Origin of the sequence: Castellaniella caeni NBRC 101664 (assembly GCF_001592225.1) — a bacterium.
Lineage (GTDB): Bacteria > Pseudomonadota > Gammaproteobacteria > Burkholderiales > Burkholderiaceae_B > Castellaniella > Castellaniella caeni.
The window spans coordinates 111,375-132,848 of the sequence record NZ_BCWN01000005.1 but is presented as its reverse complement, the minus strand read 5'-3'; the positions used below and the strand labels follow the sequence as shown (position 1 = coordinate 132,848).

Sequence of the window (21,474 nt, the reverse complement as noted above, 5' to 3'; positions counted from 1 at the left end):
ACTGGCTGTGGCCAACCGGCACAAAGCGCCAACGACGCACGCTTCGGCCGCCCATGGGCCACGTGCAACCGACCCGGATACATTTCAGCCACTGCTTCTATCGCCCTTCCGCCCAGCATGACCGCCTCATCCCTGCCCTCGTCCATTGCCCAAGACGCGCACCGGCTCGTCCTGAAAGTGGGTTCTTCCCTGGTCACCAACGAGGGGCGCGGCATCGACCTGCCCGCCGTCGAACAATGGGCCGAGCAGATCGCCGCCCTGCACGCAGCCGGGCGCCAGATCGTGCTGGTATCCAGCGGGGCGATTGCCGAAGGCATGGCGCGTCTGGGCTGGCCACGACGCCCCAAGACGATGCCCGAGCTGCAGGCCGCCGCCGCCGTGGGCCAGATGGGCCTCATCCAGGCATACGAAACCGCCTTTGCCCGCCACGGTATCCGCACCGCCCAGATTCTGCTCACGCACGAAGACCTGGCCGACCGGCGCCGTTATCTCAACGCCCGCAGCACGCTGGTCACCCTGCTCAACCTGGGCGTGGTGCCCATCGTCAATGAAAACGACACCGTGGTCACGGACGAAATCCGCGTGGGCGACAACGACACCCTGGGGGCGTTGGTCACCAACCTGATCGAAGCCCACGTGCTCATCATCCTCACCGACCAGGCCGGGCTGTACAGCGCCGACCCGCGCAAACACCCCGAAGCCACCTTCATCCACCAGGCCCAGGCCGGCGACCCCGCGCTCGAGGCCATGGCGGGCGGCTCGGGCAGCGCCATCGGCACGGGCGGCATGCTGACGAAAGTGCTGGCGGCACGCCGCGCCGCCAACAGCGGCGGGCACACCATCATTGCCTCGGGGCGCGAACCCGCCGTGCTGCAGCGCCTGACCTCGGGCGAAGCCATCGGCACCGAACTGCGCGCCGTGCTGCCCGTGCGCTCGGCGCGCCAGCGCTGGCTGGTGAACCACCTGCGCCTGCGCGGGCGCGTCACGCTCGACGCCGGGGCGGTCAAGGCCCTGACCCAGGGCCACCGCAGCCTGCTGCCCATCGGCGTCATCGACGTCGAGGGCGACTTCGAACGCGGCGATGTCGTGGCCTGCGTGGACGAACACGGGGTCGAGTGCGGGCGCGGCCTGATCAATTATTCGTCCGCCGATACGGCGCGCATTCTGCGCCAGCCCAGCAGCCGCATCGCCGACATCCTGGGGCATCTGTCCGACCCCGAGCTCATCCACCGCGACAATCTGGTCATGGCCCGGGGGCGCGGCACCCCGCAGTAAACCCCGCTTATCCGCGCCCGACGTGCCCGCTCGGCGCCACTGCCCCTTCGCGGGCCAATTGCCGCCGACACAGCCCATCAGCGCCCGGCCGACGCCCGCCAGCGGGCATGGGCGCGATGATGTGATGGCGCGATTACTTCTGGGCGGGAATGAAGAGTGATTCTTTGACCTCTTCCATGACCACACAGCTCTTGGTCTGCGTCACCCCCGGCAGGCGCAGCAGGATGTTGCCCAGCAGGTTGCGGTACTGGCTGATTTCTTTGATGCGCGCCTTGATGAGGTAATCGAATTCGCCGGACACCAGATGGCATTCGAGCACCTGGGGCACGCAGAGAATCTCGCGGCGAAACTCTTCGAACGTGCGCTCGGACTTGCTGGACATGCTGATTTCGACGAACACCAGCAGCCCGGCGTCGAGCGCGGCGGGCGACACCCGGGCGTGATAGCCGGTGATGACGCCGTCGCGCTCGAGGCGGCGCACCCGCTCGATGCAGGGCGTGACCGTCAAGCCGACGGCATCGGCCAGCTCGGTCATGGACAGCCGCCCGTTTTGCTGCAGCAGATCGAGGATGCGGCGGTCAATCTTGTCCAGGGTATGGACGGATTCTTTCTGGATACGCATGAGGGGCCTCCGTGACTGGAATCAGCAACGATTTGCAGGCAAAAGACCAGATAATTCCGATCGCGGACAGGGGCCTGGTGATGAACCAGCATTTTGTCCTGTTGGTCGATATTTGTCCAGATCGCGCAAATGAAATTTCATGAAAAGTAGATTTTTTCATGAAAAATAACCTACAGATATTGCCTATCATCATTAAAAATTAATCCATCTGAGGTTTACTATGAAGGTTCTGGTTCTAGGAGCCGGCGTGGTGGGGGTCACCAGCGCCTATTACCTGGCCCGCCAAGGGCACGAGGTCACGGTCATCGACCGCGAATCCGGCACCGCCGAAGAAACCAGCTTCGGCAACGCCGGCCAGCTGTCCTTCGGTTATTCGTCGCCGTGGGCGGCGCCCGGCATCCCCATGAAAGCCCTGAAGTGGCTGTTCACCCAGCACGCGCCGCTCACCATCCGTCCCGACGGCAGTCTGTTCCAGCTGCGCTGGATGTACGACATGTGGCGCAACTGCACGCCCGAGCGCTACGCCACCAACAAAGACCGCATGCTGCGCCTGTCGGCCTACAGCCGCCAGTGCCTGCACGAACTGCAGGCCGACACCGACATCCAGTTTGAAGGCCGCCGCCAGGGCACGCTGCAGGTCTTCCGCACGCAAAAGCAGATGGATGCCGCCCAGCTGGACGTACAGGCCCTCAGCGACGCGGGCGTGGCCTACGAGCTGGTGGATGGTGACCACCTGGTAGACTACGAGCCCGCCTTGCACCAAGTGCGCCACAAGCTGGTGGGCGGCCTGCGCACGCCCGACGACGAAACCGGCGACTGCCGCCTGTTCACCCACGAACTCACCCGCCTGGCCGAGGGTCTGGGGGTCAAATTTCAATACGGCGAAACCATCCAGGCCGTGCACCAGGCCGGCGGCCAGGTCTCGGGCGTCCAGTGCGCCTCGGGCCTGCTGCAGGCCGACGCCTACGTGGTCGCCCTGGGTTCGTACTCGCCGCTGCTGCTGCGCGGCATCGTCGATCTGCCCATCTACCCCATGAAGGGCTATTCGATCACCGTCGACATCACGGACGAAAGCCGCGCGCCTGTCTCCACCCTGCTCGACGAAACCTACAAGATCGCCGTCACGCGCTTTGACCAGCGCATCCGGGTGGGCGGCATGGCCGAGGTCGTGGGCTACGACACACATCTCGACCCGCGCCGCCAGCGCACCCTGGAAATGGTGGTCAACGACCTGTTCCCGGGCAGCTACCAGCCCGGCGACGTGCACTTCTGGACAGGCCTGCGCCCCAAGACGCCGGACAGTACACCGATCGTGGGCCGCACGCGCCTGGGCAACCTGTACCTGAACACCGGCCACGGCACCCTGGGCTGGACGATGTCCTGCGGCAGCGGCCGCCTGATCGCCGACATCGTGTCGGGCCAGGCGACGGCGATCCGCAGCGACGACCTGGGCGTGCAGCGCTACCGGCACTGACCGCAACACCGGGAGCGCGCCGTCGGACGGCCCGGAGCCTGGCCAGCGCCGTCCAGCGGCGCCAACCGGCCAGGCAGCTGGCGCGCTGTTCGGTCAATCCGTACAGCACACTAGGCGACCGCCCAGATGTAGCCAAAATTATGCAGGGGTTCGATGGGCAGCTCGGGCAGACCGTGCGATGCCATGCGCTTGCGCAAGCCATGCACGACGCTGCGCATGCGCGGCGTGCGGGGGTTGCGCCCCGGCACGTCGCGCCAGGCCTGGGCCACAGATTCAGCAATACATGCATGGCTGGCCAGGTGCCCCGGCGCCTCGAAAAGACACAGCAGCAGGGCCCGCTCTGACACCGACAGCCGGATGCTGGCGCTGTCACGGTGGCGCAAAGACCAGCCCAGATCGGCCAGCGCCCAACCATCGATCTGGTCGGCCCGCACCTTGAGCGCCCCGCGCTGCACCAGCAGCGCCCGCACCGTAGCCGCCAGCAAGGTCGGCGCATCGCCATAGCGCAGCACCCAGTGCACTCCGACTCGCAGCAGGGCGGTCATTTCGTGGCTGGAATGGGTACGCGCCAGCGCCACCAGCAAGGCACCGGGCACCAGGCCGCGAATGAACTGGGCCAGCCGACAATTAGTGCCCGTATCCGCCAGCAGGATGAATGCCACGGGCCGCATGCGGGCCGCCAGCTGCCGCGCGGCCATGGGGGCCAGTGCCGCCCGCAGCGCTTCTGGCTGGGCAAAACAGTTCAGGCGCCAGCCACGCGCCCGCATATGCAACTGATAGGCATCGTCCTCGCGTGCCAATACCCAGACCGCTCGTTGATCCATGATTCCCCCCTGCCAGGCGCCCCGCGCCCGTCAACCAGGACAGATTGATTCACATCGTTTTAAATGGCTGATGAACAGCTGATCTATTATTACATTTGTGATATTTATCTACCACCAACGTCATTGGCATTTTTAGTCCAATGGCGTGGTGGACACATTTGGCGATCGCTTAAGAACAACCCGAATCCGGCGCGGCCTCTCGCAGGCTCAACTGGCACGCGCCTGCGATCTATCACAAAGTGCCATCTCGGCCTATGAAAACGGCAGTCGGCTGCCCAAGCAGGCTGCCCGCCTGGCACTGGCGCTGAACGTCAGCCTGGTCTGGCTCAGCCGCGGCGAGGGCAGCGCCGACCAAGCCCGGCAGACGCCGCCGGGTTCGCTGCAGGAAACCGCTTTTGCCTGGCCCTTCGCCTCGATCGAACCACATCGCTTCTGGGCGCTGAGCACCAAGGATCGCCAGGCGGTCGAATCCACCCTCGCGGCCCTCATCGACAGCTTGCAGTCTCATTCCTGATCCGGGGTATTCGCGCCGCCACAGGCCGCTGTTTGCGCGCATCCCGTATACTGAGCCCCACGCAGGGGTACTCGCCGAAGACCGGCGGGTTGAGAAAAACCCTTCGTACCAGTACGGATAATGCCGATGCTGGGAGCGTGCGCGGCATCAGTCTGTCCTCGGGCCGCGCGTCCAATCCTCCCCGACTCGGCTCCATTTCCGAAACCTTTTCGAACCTGGAGCTTTCTCTTGAACACCCAAACTCAATCCTTCTCCGCCCACGCCACTGTGGACGCGGCCGCCGTCGCGCCACTGCCCGCTTCACGCAAGGCCTATGCCAGCGGTTCACGCGCCGATATTCGTGTGCCCTTCCGGGAAATCCGCCAGGACGACACGCCCTCGCTCTTTGGCGGCGAGCAGAATCCGCCCCTCACGGTGTATGACACCAGCGGCCCGTACACCGACCCCGAGGCGGTCATCGACCTGCGCCAGGGCCTGAGCACGCCGCGCCTGCCCTGGATTCTGGAGCGCGGCGACACCGAAGCGCTGTCCGGCTTGAGCAGCCAGTATGGCCGGGCACGCCAGGCCGACCCCGAGTTGGAAGCGCTGCGCTTCACGCGCACCCGCGCCCCGCGCCGCGCCCGCCCTGGCGCCAACGTGACGCAGATGCACTATGCGCGCCAGGGCATCGTCACACCCGAAATGGAATACGTCGCCATCCGCGAAAACCTGCGCCGCGAACAATACCTGGAGAGCCTGCGCCAAACGGGCCCCGAGGGTAGCCGCCTGGCCGAACGCCTGAGCCGCCAGCACCCAGGGCAATCGTTCGGCGCGTCGATTCCCGGCCAGATCACGCCGGAATTCGTGCGCGACGAGGTGGCCCGGGGCCGCGCGATCATCCCCGCCAACATCAACCACCCGGAAGTCGAGCCTATGGCGATCGGGCGCAACTTTCTGGTGAAGGTGAACGCGAACATCGGCAACTCGGCCATCCGTTCGGACATCAGCGAGGAAGTGGAGAAAATGACCTGGGCGATCCGCTGGGGCGGCGATACCGTGATGGATCTGTCCACCGGCAAGCACATCCACGAGACCCGCGAGTGGATCATCCGCAACTCGCCCGTGCCGATCGGCACCGTGCCGATCTACCAGGCGCTGGAAAAGGTGGGGGGCGTGGCCGAGGAACTCAACTGGGAAATCTTCCGCGACACGCTGATCGAGCAGGCCGAGCAGGGGGTGGACTACTTCACCATCCACGCGGGCGTGCGTCTGCCCTTCGTGCCGATGACGGCCAGCCGCATGACGGGCATCGTCTCGCGCGGCGGTTCGATCATGGCCAAATGGTGCCTGGCACACCACCAGGAAAGCTTTCTGTATACGCATTTTGAAGACATCTGCGCGATCATGAAGGCCTACGACGTCAGCTTCTCGCTGGGCGATGGCCTGCGCCCCGGTTCGGGCTACGACGCCAACGACGAGGCGCAGTTTGCCGAGCTGCGCACGCTGGGCGAGCTGACGCAGGTGGCCTGGAAGCACGCTGTGCAGGTGATGATCGAAGGCCCAGGCCACGTGCCGATGCAGCTCATCCGCGAGAACATGGACTTGCAATTGAAGCACTGCCACGAGGCGCCTTTCTATACGCTGGGCCCGCTGACGACGGACATCGCCCCCGGCTACGATCACATTACGTCAGGCATCGGCGCGGCGCTGATCGGCTGGTACGGTACGGCGATGCTGTGCTACGTGACGCCGAAGGAACACCTGGGGCTGCCCAACAAGAAGGACGTGAAGGACGGCATCATCACCTACAAGATTGCCGCCCATGCCGCTGACCTGGCCAAGGGTCACCCGGGCGCCGCGATCCGCGACAATGCGCTGTCGAAGGCACGCTTCGAGTTCCGCTGGGACGATCAGTTCAATCTGGGGCTGGATCCGGATACGGCACGGGCGTTCCACGACGAGACGCTGCCCAAGGATTCGATGAAGGTGGCGCACTTCTGCTCGATGTGCGGGCCGAAGTTCTGCAGCATGAAGATTTCGCAGGACGTGCGGGATTATGCCAAGGAAAACGGGCTGGACGACGCCACGGCTCTGGCCCAGGGGATGGCGGCGAAGTCGGCGGAATTCATTGCGCAAGGAGGGGAGATTTACTCCCAGGCTTGAACGATTCTCCGGGAACATCGGTGTCGTTTGCTGCGCTGAGGGGGGGTGTCTTGGTGCGCTGAGAGGGTTGTCTTGGTGCGCCGACGGGGTTGTGTCAGGTGGCGCAGCGACACACTCCTGGCGGCCCTTCGGGCTTCCCGGATCTACCTCGTCCGGGTGGGCGTCGCCCTATATCGTCCCTGCGGGCCGATCGAGGGCGCCGACTGCCCCCACCCTCCCTTCGGTAGCATCCGGCGCCAGTCGGATGGTCGCTGCGCCACCTGACACAACCCCGCCGGGGCCTGCAACATGCCAAGGCAGCCGTCGAGCCCGCTTGGGTGCTGTGGCTGCCTTTGTGTGGAGGCTGCCCTTGTGTGGGGGCTGACTCTGTGTTGGGATCACCTTTGCGTTGGGATCACCTTTGTGCTGGGTTCGCCTTTGTGCCGAATCTGCTTCGACGCCAAACGCGCTCGGCACCACCGCTCGGCACCAAGCCCGCTTCGATGCCGACACCTGCTTCAGCACCCGCCTCGACGCTGTCTCTGTCTCAACATAAGAATGCGCCAAGATACGCCAAGCCCTGGGTTGGCATGCTCCCGGCGCCGACATTGACTGGCGCCGCAGGCTTCCGAAGGGAGGCCGGGGGCAGTCGGCGCCCTCGATCGGCCCGCAGGGACGATATAGGGCGACGCCCGGCCGGACGAGGAAGATGCGGGAAGCCCGAAGGGCCGCCAGTCACGGTCGGCAGAGGGAGCGTGCCTGCCCAGGGCGCCTCAAGAACCCAGCTGCGAGAGTTCGAGAGCCGCTGCCCATAAACAGAGACGGAACCTTCTACTGCTTCACCGCATACAGAAACAATTCAACCCGGCGGTTCAGCGCCCGACCCTCGGTCGTGCTGTTGTCACCCACCGGATTGGCCGCCCCCTGGCCTTCGGAGGTCAGCCGCGTGGCTGCCACCCCCTGGCCCGCCAGGTACTGCGTGACCGCCGCCGCGCGCCGTTGCGACAGCGGAATATTGATGGCATCCGTGCCCGTGGAATCGGTATAACCGATAGCCTTCGCCCGCAGCTCGGGATGCTGGTTCAGAGCCCGCGCCACACTGTCGAGCACCGGCAGCAGCGCTGGTTTGAGCGCCGATTTGTTCGTATCGAACGACACATTGCTGGGGATGTTCACCTTCAGCGTGCCGTCCGGCATTTCGATCACCGCCACCCCCAGATCGGATGCGCCGGATTTTTCCACGTCCTGCTTGATCCCCTTCCAGTTGTAGCCCACCACGCCGCCCACCACCGAGCCGATCCCCGCGCCGATCAGGGCCGACTGGCTGCTGTCGCCGATGAGCGCCCCCAGCCCCGCGCCAAGTGCCGCGCCGGCCCCCGCCCCCACGGCAGTATGCTGTCCCTGCGGAGACATATTGGCGCACGCCGACAACAAAGCCAGGCAGCTGACCACCGTCACGCTGCGAACAAGACCCCGAGTAGCTATCATGATTGTTCTCCTGAATTCGGCAAAACCTGCCTGGTGAACCGTTTGCTTAAACTTGAAGCATCAACAAGCAAAAGGAAGAATAGCGTAGCAGGATGGCGCGGTAAAAATGTAAACCCTTGTAGCCGAACCAGGGGCCGCCCACGCCCCGGCAGCGCCCTCGGGGCCCAGCCAGTCCCTGGATGCCCCGACAGCGCCTCCCGGCTCGCCCCACGCACCGGGCTCGGCATACAATCTTGGCACCTGGTGTCCCGTTCGGTTGCAACGCAGCAGGGGCTGTGCAGCCATCGAATTCAAGCACGAGCATCAACCGAGCGGAGCACCAGAGGGACACACACCCGGATCGACCCGCAGGCATCCCATGATTGAATTTCAGCACGTCTTCAAATCGTACGGACGCGGCCGCAACATCCTGGCCGACGTCAATTTCCATATCGACCCGGGCGAGTTCATCTTCGTCTCCGGCCCCTCGGGGGCCGGGAAATCCACCCTGCTCAAGCTCGTCGGCGGGCTCGAACCCGCCAGCCGCGGCTCGGTCACCGTCAACAAGCACCGTATCGACCGCCTGTCGCCGCGCACCCTGCCCTACCTGCGCCGCACCGTCGGCCTCATTTTGCAAGACGCCCACCTGCTGTTCGACCGCCACGCCCTGGACAACGTGCTGCTGCCCCTGGCCGTGCAGGGCCTCGACCCGGCCATCGCCGGCACGCGCGCCCGCGCGGCGCTCGAGAAAGTCGGCCTGCGCGGCAAGGAAACCCTCTGGCCCATCGAACTGTCGGGCGGCGAACAGCAGCGCCTGGCCATCGCCCGGGCCATCGTCGGGCGTCCGGCCATCCTGATTGCCGACGAGCCCACCGCCAACCTCGACCACGACAGCGCCACGCACATCATGGACGTCTTCCGCGACTTCAACCAGGTGGGCGTCACCACCCTCATCGCCTCGCACGACACGGCGCTCATGGCCCGCTACGCCCAGCGCACCCTGCACATCGACGCCGGACGCTTCACCGATTTCAAGGGGGTTGCGGCATGAGAACCTGGCTGCGCCACCACCGTTATGCCCTGCGTGTGGCCCTGCGCCGCCTGCGCCTGCACCCTTTTTCGTCCCTGGCCAACATCGTGGTCATCGCGCTGATGCTGGCCGTGCCCATTCTCGGGGCCGCCGTGCTGCAGTCCAGCCAGCCGCTGGCACGCCAGCTGGCGGTTGCCCCGGAACTCACCCTGTTTCTCACCCCCGGCACCACAGCTCCCCAACAACAGGCGCTGATCGGAAAACTGCGCGCGCAAGCAGGCGACAAACTGGCCGACGCACACCTGCTCCCGCGCGACCAGGCCCTGCGGCAACTGCGCGCCGACCCGGCCTGGGCCCAGGCCCTGGACGCCCTCGCCGACAACCCCCTGCCCGACGCCATCATCGTCACGCTGCACGATTCCGACACCCCGGCGCAGGTCGCGCAGTCCCTGGCCGAGACCTGGCGCACGTGGCCCGGCGTCGATCACGTGCAGCTGGACAGCGAATGGGTGCGGCGCCTCGAATCGCTGCTTTCCTTCGTCCGGGTGGGCCTGGGCCTGCTGGCCGTCGCGGTGATCGTCGTCGTGCTGGCCACGGTCTTCAATACCGTGCGCCTGCAGGCGCTCACCCAGCGCGACGAGATCGCCGTGGCGCGCCTCGTGGGGGCCACCGAGTCGTTCGTGCGCCGACCCTTTCTGTACCTGGGGGCGCTCACCGGCCTCGCCGCCAGCCTGCTGGCCCTGCTGCTGGCCTGGCTGGCGATGGCACCGCTGAACACGCTGCTGGGGCGCTTTGCCCAAAGCTACGGCATCGAATGGGCCATGCAGCTGCCCGCCACGCCCGACCTGCTGCTGTCCGGCCTGCTCGTCATCATCCTGGGGGCGGTCGCGGCGCGGCTCTCCGTCACGCACCACACCCAGTTCTGATGTCCCTGCCCGACCCCGCATCCCGCATCGCCGTCTGGCAGAAACAGGCCGGGCGGCACGATCTTCCCTGGCAGGGCAGCACCGACCCCTACCGAATCTGGCTTTCGGAGATCATGCTGCAACAGACGCAGGCCAGTACCGTCATTCCCTACTACGAACGCTTCCTGGCGCGCTTTCCCGACGTCCTCGCCTTGGCCGACGCCCCCGCCGACGACGTGCTGCAGGCCTGGGCCGGACTGGGCTATTACGCCCGGGCGCGCAACCTGCACCGCTGCGCCCAGGTGATCCGCGACACCTGGCAGGGCCGCTTTCCGCGCGGCAGCACCGCCCTGGCCGAGCTGCCCGGCATTGGGCGCTCGACCGCCGCCGCCATCGCCGCCTTTGCCTTCGGCGAGCGCGCGCCCATCCTCGACGGCAATGTGCGTCGGGTGCTGGCGCGCTACCTGGCGCTGGAGGGCGACACCGGTTCGACACGCCTGATGCAGACGCTGTGGCGGCACGCACAGGCCTGGCTGGACGCGGCGCCCGCCGATCTGGATATGCGGGCCTACACCCAAGGGCAAATGGATCTGGGTGCCACGATCTGCACGCGCAGCCACCCCGACTGCGAACACTGCCCGCTGCGCCACGACTGCGCGGCGCGGCGCCTGGGCCTGCAAGACAGCCTGCCCACGCCTAGAAGCCGCCCTAGCCAGCCGCGCCACAGCTGCTGTTTGCTGATTCTGGAATCCGACGGTCGGCTGTGGCTGCAGCGCCGCCCGGCACAGGGCATCTGGGGCGGGCTGTGGGCACTGCCGGTTTTCGCCGACCGCGCCGCCCTGGAAGCCGCCTGCCGCGAACTGGCCGCACCGCACGCGGCGGCCATCGAGACGCTGGCCGCGTTCGAACACGTCTTCACACACTTTCGCCTGCTCATCCAGCCCCTGCGCGTGACATTGCCGGGCCTGTCGCGCCAGGCCGCGAACCTGCTGCCCGCGCCGCACGCAACCGTGGCCGAAAGCGGCGCTGCCCGCCGCGCCAAGCCCAATCCGGCGTTGCTGCCGCCATCGGTGGGGCAATCGGCCTGGACGGCCCTGGACGCCTTGTCCGGGCTGGGCATGCCAGCGCCGGTGGCGCGGCTGCTGGACGGGCTCTACCCGCACCCGCCTGCCTGAAAACACCGCCGTCGCGGCCAGCCTCAGCCGCTGCGCGTCTTGGGCTGGTGCGCCCCGATACTCATCAGCAGCCCGCAGGCGATGCCCAGCGTCATGAGAGCCGTGCCGCCATAGCTCATGAAGGGCAGCGGCACCCCGACCACGGGCAGCACGCCCGTGACCATGCCGATGTTCACGAACACATAGACGAACATCATCATGGACATGGCCCCGCCCAGCAGGCGGCCGAACTGCGTGGGCGCCCGCACGGTGATGGTCAACCCGCGCAGGACGATCAGGGCGTACAGGAACAGCAAAGTCACCCCGCCATAGAGTCCGAATTCCTCGGCGAACACCGCGAAAATGAAGTCGGTGGTGCGTTCGGGAATGAAGTCCAGGTGCGTCTGCGTACCCTGCATGTAGCCCTTGCCGTAGACCCCGCCCGAGCCCACGGCGATCATCGACTGGATGGTATGGAAGCCCTTGCCCAGGGGGTCGGAGCCCGGATTGAGCAGCACACAGACGCGGTACTTCTGGTAGTCGTGCAGTACCACCCAGTCCACGTCCGGCTGGCAGATCTGGTCTTCGTAGGACACCAGAGTCCCCAGACTGACGGCGGCCACCAGCACCACGGGCACCAGCAGCTTGAAGGGGAAACCGGCAAAGTAGATGACGCAAAAGCCCGAGGCCAGCACCAGCAGGGCCGTACCGAGGTCGGGCTGCTCGATGATGAGCCCCGCGGGCACCAGCAGCAGCGCGCTGGCCAGCAGGAAGTCGCGCAGGCGAAAGCGGGTGCTGGCCTGGCGCTGGAAATACCAGGCCAGCATCAGCGGCACCGCGATCTTCATCATTTCCGAAGGCTGAATGCGGCCAAAACCGAGATCGAGCCAGCGCGTGGCGCCCTTGCTGGTGACGCCGAACAGCGTCACGGCCAGCAGCAAGGCCACGCCGCCCACGTAGAAGTAAGGCGCCGACTTCATGATCAGGCCCGGGCGCATCAGCGCCACGGCCCACATCACGGCGAAGGCGATGAGGAAATTGCGCAGCTGGTCGGCAAAGCGCCAGTCGGTGTTGCCCACCGCCGAATGCATGGTGGCCATGCCCACCAGCGCCATCACGACCAGCAGGATCAGCAGCGGCCAATCGAGCACCGCCAGCATCCGGCGGGCCACCAGCACAAGGATTTTCATTGCGATTCCTCCTGGGCGCCGTCTTCGGGCGGCGTCTCGGCATCCGGCAAGGGAGCGGGTTCGGGCACGCCCTCGTCCTCGGGGGCCGGCGCGGCGTCCGGCCCTTCACGCAGCGCCGGATTGACCACCGGGGGGTTCCCCGCGCCGGGGCTGGGGACGGGATTCGCCACCCGGCGCGACTCGTGCTCGGACTGCAGCCGTTGCCTGCGCTCGGCCACCCGCGCCGGGGCCAGCCAGTAATCAAAGACTGTCCGCGCAATCGGGGCGGCCACCGAGGCGCCCCAGCCGCCGTTCTCCACGATCAGCGCCACGGCGATCTGCGGGTCGTCCACTGGCGCATAGGCCATGAACAGGGCGTGATCGCGCAGTCGCTCGTCCACGGCATGCGCCTTGTACTTGGCACCACGCAAGCTGTAGACCTGGGCGGTGCCCGTCTTGCCCGCCGCCTGGTAGGCCGCCCCCTCGAAGGCCCGCCGCGCAGTGCCCTTGCGGATCACATCCACCATGGCGTCCTGCACCACTTTCAGGTTGGCCGGCTTGAGCGGAATGGTGTACTGCGGGCCCACCACCGGGTACGTGAAGCGTCCTGTCAAGGGGTCGATGATGCGCCGCACCAGGTGCGGCTTCATGTACACGCCGTCATTGGCCAGCACGGCGGTGGCCTGCGCCAGCTGCAGCAGGGTGAAGGCGTTGTAGCCCTGGCCCACCGTCACCGAGACGGTCTCGCCGCGAAACCAGTGCTGCTGCGAGGGCTTTTTATAGGCCTGGCGCTTCCATTCGCGCGAAGGCAGTACGCCGCGGCGCTCGCCGTCCAGGTCGATGCCGGTGATCTGCCCGAAGCCGAACTGCTTGCTGAAGTCGTGCAGGGCGTCCACGTCCATGATCGCCCCCAGCGAAAAAAAGTAGGTGTCCGACGAGACCATCAGCGCCTTGTGCAGATTGGTGGGCCCGTAGACCGCCCCACCCGCGTTGCGGAACTTCTGCCCCGCCAGCTCGAAATACCCCGGATCGGGAATCATGTCCTGCGGCCCGCGCAACCCCATTTCCAGCGCTGCCAGGGCAACGAAGGGCTTGTAGGTGGAGCCGATCGGGTACGTGCCGTACAAGGGGCGGTTGATGAGCGGATGGTCGGGCGAGTCGTTCAGCTTGCGCCAGTTCTCGACGTCGATGCCATCGACGAACAGGTTGGGATCGAAGGAGGGCGAGGAGACGAAGGCCAGCACCTCGCCGGTGTGCGGCGCAATCGCCACCAAGGCCCCCCGGCGCCCGGCGAACTGGGCCTCGGCCAGCTGCTGCAGTCCTTCGTCAAGAGACAGTTCGAGGTTGGAGCCCGGAATCGGGTCGGTGCGGCTGAGTTCGCGCACCGGGCGCCCGGTGGCGGTGACTTCCAGCTCTTCGACCCCCGTGCGGCCATGCAGCGCCTTCTCCCAGGTCTTTTCGATGCCCTTCTTGCCCATGACCAGGGTGCCACGGTAATTGCCTTCCTGCCCCGTGTCTTCGAGGTGCTGCTCGTCGGATTCGGAGATGCGCCCCACGAAGCCCAGGACGTGGGCCGCCGACTCGCGTTCCGGGTACGCACGCACCCAGCGGGCCTGCAGGCTGACGCCGGGAAACTCGAAGGCGTGCACGGCAAACCACGACGCCTCGATGTCGTTGAGGTTGTTGCGCAGCAGCACCGGGGCGTAGCGCCCGCTTTGCTGGTAGAGCCGCAAGAATTTGCGCTGATCGGCCTCGCTGATGTAGACCAGCTCGCGCAGGCGATCGAGCATGTCCTCGACCTTGCCCTGCACCTGGGCGCGCGTGACCAGCAGCGTGTAATCGCGCTGATTGGTGGCCAGCACCCGCCCGTGGCGGTCGGTGATCTGGCCACGTCGCGGCGGAATCGGCACGATGGTGATGCGGTTCTGGTCGGCGCGCGCCGACAGATTGTCGTAGCGCACCACCTGCAGATACCACAGGCGCCCCACCAGCAGCAGCAGGCAGACCAGGGCGAACAGCCCCGCCACCCAGGCGCGCAGGGATACCGTCTGGCGCTGGCGCTGGCTGGTCTTGCGAAACTCGAACATGGCGGGCTGTCAGACGACGCCCACGTCGTCGCCATCGAGCCGACGCTGGGGCAGCAGCAAAAGGATGTCGGCCAGCGGCCAGAGCACCCCGGTGATGAGGGCCGACCAGAGCCAGTCCCAGCCCACCCACTCGCCATTGAGCCAGGCGCCGAACAGGCGTGACACCAGGGCGGCGAACACCAGCACGGGCACCACGTGAAAGGTCTGCACCCAGACGTTGAAGTGCTCCAGGCGCCGCTGCAGGCGCAAGACCCCGTAGGTGCTGAGCACGTAGCACAGGGCATGCAGGCCCAGCAGGCCGGAATCGTGCACGTCCATCAGCAGGCCGAAGATGAAGGCGGTGAGCAGGCCGACGCGATCGGATTCGTGCAGGCACCAGAAGCACAGCACCAGCAGCAGCACGTCAGGCACCGGGCTCCAGAGTCGCCAGGGCAGCAGGGACGCCATCCACACCAGGATGAGCGAGCCCCACACCAGCCAGGCCGACGAAGGCCGCTGGAAAGGGCTGGCGTCCACGGGCTGCAGGGACATCAGCGAAGAGCCCCCGGCGGGCCGCCTAGTTGTCACCAAGGGCATGCTCGATCTCCTCGGGTTTGGGCACCTTGGACACATCGACCTTCAGCACCAGGAAATGGCGGTAGCGTTCGGGGTGCGACAAGGGTTCGGCCACGGCCATGGCAAAGCCGGTGCCCGGGTCGCGATCGACCTTCTCGACCCGCCCCACCGACAGGCCCGCCGGAAACAGGCCGCCGATACCGCTGGTGACCAGCGTGTCGCCCGCCCGCACGTCCATGTTGGCCGTGAGATAGCGCACTTCGAGCTTGCCCACCTCGTCGCTGCCAAAGGCGATCAGACGCAGGCCGTTGCGCAGCACCTGCACCGGGATGGACACCTGGTCGTCGATGAGCAGCGCCGCCTCGGAGGTGAAGGGCGTGACGTGGATGATCTGCCCGACCACCCCGCCTTCGTCGATCACCGGCATGCCCGCCTCGATGCCCGCCCGCGACCCCTTGTTGAACACCAGGCGGTGACTGAAGGCATTGGGCGGGACGTAAAAGACCTCGACCGCGACGGACTGCTGCGAAATGGATTCGGACACGTTGAGCAGCCGCCGCAGCTGTTCGTTTTCGGTGGTGAGCTGCGCCGAATGGGTGACCAGCTGAGCCATCTCGATTTGCTGGCGGCGCAGGGCGTCTTGTTCTTCGCGCGCCAGGGTGGCGGCATGCGACCAGCTGTCCATGTATTCCAGCGCGTCGCGCGGCGCCAGCACCACGCGCTGGAAGGGGTAGATGGCCAGCGACAGCGACTGGCGCACGGGTGTGAGCACCGGCCAGTGCGCGTCCGTCACGATCAGCGCCAGACACAGGGCCAGCAGCAGCACCAGGCGCACCTCGACGCTGGGCCCGCGCTTGAACAGCCTGAGCGTTTCGGGTTCACGCATGACGGACAGCGGCCAAGCCCACCCGATCAGTCGTAGATGAAGACGCCGCCCAGGCGTTCGAGGTGCTCGAGCGCCTCGCCGCAGCCGCGCACCACGCAGGTGAGGGGGTCTTCGGCCACGACCACCGGCAGGCCGGTTTCTTCTTGCAGCAGACGATCGAGATCGTGCAGCAGGGCGCCACCACCAGTAAGCGCGATACCCTTGTCGGTGATGTCGGCGCCCAGTTCGGGCGGCGTCTGTTCGAGTGCCGTCTTGACGGCCGAGACGATCTGGTTGAGCGGATCGGTGAGTGATTCGAGGATTTCGTTGGACGACACCGTGAAGCTGCGCGGCACGCCTTCGGACAGGTTGCGCCCCTTGACTTCGATTTCGCGGATTTCGGAACCCGGAAAGGCCGAACCGATTTCTTTCTTGATGAGTTCGGCGGTGGGCTCGCCAATGAGCATGCCGTAATTGCGGCGGATGTAGTTGATGATGGCTTCGTCGAACTTGTCGCCGCCCACGCGCACCGAGCCCTTGTAGACCATGCCGCCCAGCGAGATGACGGCCACCTCGGTGGTGCCGCCGCCAATGTCCACCACCATCGAGCCGCTGGCGTCGGACACGGCCAGGCCGGCGCCGATGGCGGCGGCCATGGGTTCTTCGATGAGATACACCTGGCTGGCACCCGCACCCAGGGCGGATTCGCGGATGGCGCGGCGTTCGACCTGGGTGGAGCCGCAGGGTACGCAGACGATGATGCGCGGACTGGGGGCCAGCATGCTGCGCGGATGCACCATGCGGATGAACTGCTTGAGCATCTGCTCGGTGACGGTGAAATCGGCGATGACGCCGTCTTTCATGGGGCGGATGGCTTCGATGTTGCCGGGCACGCGGCCCAGCATCTGCTTGGCTTCGTGGCCGACGGCCTGAATGATTTTCTTGCCATTGGGCCCGCCGTCGTGGCGGATGGCAACAACGGACGGCTCGTCGAGCACAATGCCCTTGCTGCGGACATAGATCAGCGTATTTGCCGTGCCGAGGTCGATTGCCATATCGCTGGAAAAATAGCTGCGTAGGAATCCGAACATGGGCGCACTAATAAAAGGGGATGGGATGATTCCGCGCGAAAGGCCAGGTGCCGTCTACGAGAGACCACCAGCACAGCGGCACAAGCCGGGAAAGCCGCATGGAATCGGTAATGATAACTTATAATCCCCAGAGGACAGGCGCGAAATACGGGGTAAAGTTTTGCAAATCCCCCGCTTTCAACGCCTGCGGACACATCCGCACACACTCATCTGGCTGCCAGACGATGGCAACCCCTTCGGCACAGCAACATGGCACTCACCGAACAGGACATCACCCGGCTCGCACGGCTTTCGGGCCTGCGGCTCGATTCCACCGACCAATCCCGCGCGCAGCAAGAGCTCGACCGCATCCTCGACCTCATCGAAGAGTTGCAGGCGGTCGATACCACGGGTATCGAACCCATGGCGCACCCGCTGGCCGCGCACCAGGCCATCGCCCTGCGCCTGCGCGACGACGTCGCCGACCCGGCCCAGTCGCCCGAACAGCGCGACGCCTGCCTGCGCAATGCCCCGGCGCCCCACCAGGGGCTGTTTCTCGTGCCCACCGTCATCGAATGACACCCATGACCCAGCTTTCAGAATTCCACAGCATCCAGGCTCTGGGCGACGCCCTGCGCGAACGTCGGCTGAGCGCCACCGAACTGGCCCGCGACGCGCTGCAAGCCGCGCGCCAGTACCGCGACCCCCACGTCTTCCTGCACATCGACGACGCGCTCACCCTGGCCCAGGCCCAGGCGGCCGATGCGGCCCTGGCCAGCGGTCAGGCGGGGCCGCTGACGGGCATCCCCATCGCCCACAAAGACCTTTTCGTCACCCAGGGCTGGCGCACCACGGCGGCCAGCCGCATGCTGGCCAACTACGTCAGCCCATTCGATGCCACGGTGGTCAGCCACCTGCGAGCGGCGGGCACGGTGTCGCTGGGCAAGCTCAGCTGCGACGAATTCGCCATGGGCTCGGGCAATGAAAACTCGGCCTTCGGCCCGGTCAGCAACCCCTGGGACGCCGAACGCATTCCCGGCGGCTCGTCGGGCGGCTCCGCCGCGGCCGTCGCCGCCGGCCTGGTGCTGGGCGCCACGGGCACCGACACTGGCGGCTCGGTGCGCCAGCCCGCCGCCTATTGCGGCGTCAGCGGCATCAAGCCCACCTATGGCACGATCTCGCGCTACGGCATCATCGCCTACGCCTCCAGCCTCGATCAGGCCGGCCCGCTGGCGCGCAGCGCGCAAGACCTGGTGCCACTGCTCGACGCCATGAGCGGCTTCGATCCGCAAGACTCCACCAGCCTCGAATCCTGCGACGGGCGGCCCAATGCCGCCGGGCGCATCCAGGGCGACTACGCCGCGGCCCAGGGCGCCTTTGCGGCGGCAGGCCAGCAGCCGCTCAAGGGGCTGCGCATCGGCGTACCGCGCGAATTCTTCAACGAGGGCCTGGCCCCCGACGTCGGCACGGCAGTCGAGGCCGCCATCCAGGCCTTCGTGGCGCTGGGTGCCACGCGCGTCGATATCTCGCTGCCGCGCACCCGGCTCGCCATCCCGGCCTATTACGTCATCGCGCCCGCCGAGGCCTCCAGCAACCTGTCGCGCTACGACGGGGTGCGCTACGGCCACCGGGCCGAGCACTACACCGACCTCGCCGACATGACCAGCCGCTCGCGCGCCGAGGGCTTTGGCGACGAAGTCCGCCGCCGCATCCTGGTGGGCACCTACGTGCTGTCGCACGGCTATTACGACGCCTACTATCTGCAGGCGCAGCGCGTGCGGCGCATGATCGTCGATGACTTTCAACGCGCACTCGCGCAAGATTGCGACGTCATCATGGGGCCGGTCACGCCCACGGTGGCGCGGCGCATCGGCGACAACCGCCACGACCCCATCGCCGACTGGCTGGGCGACATCTACACGCTGGGCGTCAGCCTGGCGGGGCTGCCCGGCATGTCGATTCCCTGCGGCTTTGGCGGCGAATCGGGACACCTGCCCATCGGCCTGCAGATCGTCGGGCGCTATTTCGACGAGGGCCGCCTGCTGGCCCTGGCCGACCGTTACCAGCAGGTCACCGACTGGCATCAACGCACACCGGAACACGCATAATGGATTGGGAAGTCGTCATCGGGCTGGAAACCCACGCCCAGCTGTCTACACAGTCAAAGATTTTTTCGCGCAGCAGCACACGTTTCGGCGCCGAACCCAACACGCAGGCCAATGCCGTGGACATGGCGCTGCCGGGCTCGCTGCCGGCGATGAACAAAGGCGCCGTCGAGCGCGCCATCCAGTTCGGCCTGGCCATCGGCGCAACCGTGGCCCAGCGCTCGGTGTTCGCGCGCAAAAACTACTTCTATCCCGATCTGCCCAAAAACTACCAGATCAGCCAGTTCGAACTGCCCATCGTGGTGGGCGGCCAGCTGACGTTTTTCGTGGGCGAGGAAGAACACACCATCAACCTCACACGCGCGCACCTGGAAGAAGACGCGGGCAAGTCGCTGCACGAGCACTACACCGGGCCGCACGGCGAATCGTCCAGCGGCATCGACCTCAACCGCGCAGGCACGCCGCTGCTCGAAATCGTCACCGAGCCCGAAATGCGCTCGGCCGCCGAGGCGGTGGCCTACGCCCGCACGCTGCACGGCCTGGTGGTCTGGCTGGGCATCTGCGACGGCAACATGCAAGAAGGTTCTTTCCGCTGCGACGCCAACGTGTCGGTGCGCCCGCGCGGCCAGGCCGAATTCGGCACGCGCTGCGAGATCAAGAACCTCAACTCTTTCCGCTTCATGGAACGCGCCATTCAGTACGAAATCCGGCGCCAGATCGAGCTCATCGAAGATGGCGGCAAGGTCGTGCAGCAAACGCGGCTCTACGACCCGGACAAAGACGAAACCCGCGCCATGCGCACCAAAGAAGACTCGGACGATTATCGGTATTTCCCCGACCCCGACCTGCCACCGCTCGTGGTGTCGCCCGAATGGATCGAGCAGGTGCGCGCGGCCATGCCCGAACTACCGGCGGCCAAGCGCGCACGCTTCGAGTCCGCCATGGGCTTGTCGGCATACGACGCCGCGCAGCTGACGCTGCATCGCGGTGTCGCGGCTTACTTCGAGGAAGCAGCCGCCGCCTTGCCCGCCGATCAGGCCAAGCAGGCGGCCAACTGGATTCTGGGCGAGCTGTCGGCGGCCCTGAACCGCGACGGGCTGGAAATCGATCGCTCGCCCGTGTCGCCCGCGCAGCTGGCGGCGCTGATCGCCCGCATCCTGGACGGCACGATTTCGACGAAGATCGCGCGCGACGTGTTCGCGGCGATGTGGGCGGGCGAATCCGGCGGCGATGCGGACGCCATCATCGAGGCCAAGGGCCTGCGCCAGATCAGCGACACAGGGGCAATCGAAACGATGATCGACACCGTGCTGGCGGCCAACCCGGCCATCGTCGAAGAATACCGGGCAGGCAAGCAGAAGGCGTTCAATTCGCTGGTGGGCCAGGTGATGAAGGCGGCCCGCGGCAAAGCCAACCCGCAACAGGTGAACACCGTTCTCAAGCAAAAGCTGGACGGCTGATCGTTCTCAGGCAACCGCGTCAGATCCCGTACCGGGCGCGGTATGCCGCCACGGCGTCACGATAGTCGGCCAGGGCGGCGTCGCCTGCCAGCAGCGCCATGATGTCCGTCAGCGATGCGATGCTGATGACCGGAATGCCGTACGTCTGTTCGACATCCTGCACCGCCGAGTGCGCGGACAGCGCGCCTTCGGCACCCGCGCGCTCCATGCGGTCGAGCGCGATCAGCACGGCGGCGGGCTGCGCCCCGGCGGCGCGAATCAGCGACACCGATTCGCGCACCGACGTGCCCGCAGTGATCACATCATCGATGATGACCACGCGCCCCTGCAGCGGCGCCCCCACCAGCACGCCGCCCTCGCCGTGATCCTTGGCTTCTTTGCGGTTGAAGGCAAAGGGCACCAGGCGGCCGGACAGGGCGGGCTCGACGGCGAGCGACACGGCGGTGGCCGTGGCCAGGGGAATACCCTTGTAGGCCGGGCCAAACAGCATGTCGAAGGACAGGCCGGCGTCCACCAGGGCCTGGGCGTAGAAGTGCCCCAGGCGGCCCACGCTGGCACCGTCGTTGAATAGACCGGCGTTGAAGAAGTAAGGGCTCAGGCGGCCAGACTTGGTCTTGAACTCGCCGAACCGCAAGACGCCCTGTTCGAGGGCGAAACGGACGAAGGACTGGGCGTGGCTGCCGGGCATGGTCATGTCTCGAAATCTGGAAAACCGACATTATCGGGCATATCCACGGACAGTACCCGCGTCCAGCGTCCAGGGCGACGGCCGCCCCC

At 66.4% G+C, this 21,474-nt stretch carries 19 protein-coding genes; 10 read left to right on the top strand and 9 right to left on the bottom strand.

Annotated elements, in window-relative coordinates:
• Positions 1-117: 117 nt before the first annotated feature.
• Positions 118-1,275, top strand: a complete 1,158-nt coding sequence (gene proB, locus CCA01S_RS05050) for a glutamate 5-kinase (RefSeq protein WP_066454951.1) — start codon at positions 118-120, stop codon at positions 1,273-1,275.
• A 133-nt stretch (positions 1,276-1,408) separates the two neighbouring features.
• On the opposite strand, the gene CCA01S_RS05045 is transcribed toward proB, so the two are convergent.
• Entirely contained in the window at positions 1,409-1,897 is a 489-nt protein-coding gene (locus tag CCA01S_RS05045; protein WP_066454948.1) for an Lrp/AsnC ligand binding domain-containing protein, read from the bottom strand.
• Positions 1,898-2,117: 220 nt separating this feature from the next.
• Here CCA01S_RS05045 and CCA01S_RS05040 point away from each other — a divergent pair, with 220 nt between their 5' ends.
• A complete protein-coding gene (locus CCA01S_RS05040) occupies positions 2,118-3,371 on the top strand; it encodes a D-amino acid dehydrogenase (protein ID WP_066454945.1) in 1,254 nt (417 codons plus the stop codon).
• A 110-nt stretch (positions 3,372-3,481) separates the two neighbouring features.
• Here the strand turns inward: CCA01S_RS05040 and CCA01S_RS05035 are convergent, their stop codons facing one another.
• Positions 3,482-4,195, bottom strand: coding sequence for a helix-turn-helix domain-containing protein (locus CCA01S_RS05035; protein WP_157076514.1), 714 nt, complete (start codon positions 4,193-4,195; stop codon positions 3,482-3,484).
• Positions 4,196-4,340: 145 nt separating this feature from the next.
• On the opposite strand from CCA01S_RS05035, the gene CCA01S_RS05030 reads away from it, so the two are divergent.
• Together CCA01S_RS05030 and thiC are read left to right on the top strand one after the other, a co-directional pair.
• Positions 4,341-4,709 (top strand): helix-turn-helix domain-containing protein, encoded by a 369-nt coding sequence (locus CCA01S_RS05030; RefSeq protein ID WP_103035506.1) that lies wholly within the window; start codon positions 4,341-4,343, stop codon positions 4,707-4,709.
• A 228-nt stretch (positions 4,710-4,937) separates the two neighbouring features.
• Positions 4,938-6,851 carry a phosphomethylpyrimidine synthase ThiC gene (gene thiC / locus CCA01S_RS05025; RefSeq protein WP_066454936.1) on the top strand — a complete coding sequence of 638 codons (1,914 nt, stop codon included), beginning with the start codon at positions 4,938-4,940 and terminating at the stop codon, positions 6,849-6,851.
• A gap of 810 nt (positions 6,852-7,661) precedes the next feature.
• Here thiC and CCA01S_RS05020 read toward each other — a convergent pair.
• Positions 7,662-8,318, bottom strand: coding sequence for a YiaD family glycine zipper/OmpA-like lipoprotein (locus CCA01S_RS05020; RefSeq protein ID WP_066454934.1), 657 nt, complete (start codon positions 8,316-8,318; stop codon positions 7,662-7,664).
• 358 nt (positions 8,319-8,676) lie between these two features.
• Here CCA01S_RS05020 and CCA01S_RS05015 point away from each other — a divergent pair, with 358 nt between their 5' ends.
• From CCA01S_RS05015 to mutY, 3 genes are read left to right on the top strand one after another with little or no spacing between them, the layout of a single operon-like run.
• Positions 8,677-9,348 (top strand): cell division ATP-binding protein FtsE, encoded by a 672-nt coding sequence (locus CCA01S_RS05015; protein ID WP_066454931.1) that lies wholly within the window; start codon positions 8,677-8,679, stop codon positions 9,346-9,348.
• Complete coding sequence (locus CCA01S_RS05010; RefSeq protein ID WP_066454928.1) at positions 9,345-10,253, top strand: cell division protein FtsX; 909 nt, start codon at positions 9,345-9,347, stop codon at positions 10,251-10,253. Before CCA01S_RS05015 ends, CCA01S_RS05010 begins: the two co-directional genes overlap by 4 nt.
• Positions 10,253-11,407: an A/G-specific adenine glycosylase gene (mutY, locus tag CCA01S_RS05005; RefSeq protein WP_066454926.1), complete on the top strand. Its 1,155-nt coding sequence runs from the start codon at positions 10,253-10,255 to the stop codon at positions 11,405-11,407. Before CCA01S_RS05010 ends, mutY begins: the two co-directional genes overlap by 1 nt.
• Positions 11,408-11,430: 23 nt before the next feature.
• Here mutY and rodA read toward each other — a convergent pair whose 3' ends face one another.
• From rodA to CCA01S_RS04980, 5 genes are read right to left on the bottom strand one after another with little or no spacing between them, the layout of a single operon-like run.
• Positions 11,431-12,576 (bottom strand): rod shape-determining protein RodA, encoded by a 1,146-nt coding sequence (gene rodA, locus CCA01S_RS05000; RefSeq protein WP_066454922.1) that lies wholly within the window; start codon positions 12,574-12,576, stop codon positions 11,431-11,433.
• Positions 12,573-14,642: a penicillin-binding protein 2 gene (gene mrdA, locus CCA01S_RS04995; RefSeq protein ID WP_084386500.1), complete on the bottom strand. Its 2,070-nt coding sequence runs from the start codon at positions 14,640-14,642 to the stop codon at positions 12,573-12,575. Before mrdA ends, rodA begins: the two co-directional genes overlap by 4 nt.
• A gap of 9 nt (positions 14,643-14,651) precedes the next feature.
• Positions 14,652-15,218, bottom strand: a complete 567-nt coding sequence (gene mreD, locus CCA01S_RS04990; protein ID WP_180984146.1) for a rod shape-determining protein MreD — start codon at positions 15,216-15,218, stop codon at positions 14,652-14,654.
• Positions 15,199-16,083, bottom strand: a complete 885-nt coding sequence (gene mreC / locus CCA01S_RS04985; protein ID WP_066454908.1) for a rod shape-determining protein MreC — start codon at positions 16,081-16,083, stop codon at positions 15,199-15,201. Before mreC ends, mreD begins: the two co-directional genes overlap by 20 nt.
• Positions 16,084-16,109: 26 nt before the next feature.
• Positions 16,110-17,153, bottom strand: coding sequence for a rod shape-determining protein (locus tag CCA01S_RS04980; protein ID WP_043685149.1), 1,044 nt, complete (start codon positions 17,151-17,153; stop codon positions 16,110-16,112).
• Positions 17,154-17,402: 249 nt separating this feature from the next.
• On the opposite strand from CCA01S_RS04980, the gene gatC reads away from it, so the two are divergent.
• From gatC to gatB, 3 genes are read left to right on the top strand one after another with little or no spacing between them, the layout of a single operon-like run.
• Positions 17,403-17,711 (top strand): Asp-tRNA(Asn)/Glu-tRNA(Gln) amidotransferase subunit GatC, encoded by a 309-nt coding sequence (gene gatC / locus CCA01S_RS04975; protein WP_066454905.1) that lies wholly within the window; start codon positions 17,403-17,405, stop codon positions 17,709-17,711.
• 5 nt (positions 17,712-17,716) lie between these two features.
• The gene (gatA, locus tag CCA01S_RS04970; protein WP_232304973.1) at positions 17,717-19,240 is read left to right on the top strand and encodes an Asp-tRNA(Asn)/Glu-tRNA(Gln) amidotransferase subunit GatA; all 1,524 of its coding nucleotides are present in this window, start codon (positions 17,717-17,719) and stop codon (positions 19,238-19,240) included.
• Entirely contained in the window at positions 19,240-20,697 is a 1,458-nt protein-coding gene (gene gatB / locus CCA01S_RS04965; protein WP_066454899.1) for an Asp-tRNA(Asn)/Glu-tRNA(Gln) amidotransferase subunit GatB, read from the top strand. Before gatA ends, gatB begins: the two co-directional genes overlap by 1 nt.
• 19 nt (positions 20,698-20,716) lie before the next feature.
• Here gatB and pyrE read toward each other — a convergent pair whose 3' ends face one another.
• Positions 20,717-21,391, bottom strand: coding sequence for an orotate phosphoribosyltransferase (pyrE, locus tag CCA01S_RS04960; protein ID WP_066454896.1), 675 nt, complete (start codon positions 21,389-21,391; stop codon positions 20,717-20,719).
• Positions 21,392-21,474: the final 83 nt, after the last annotated feature.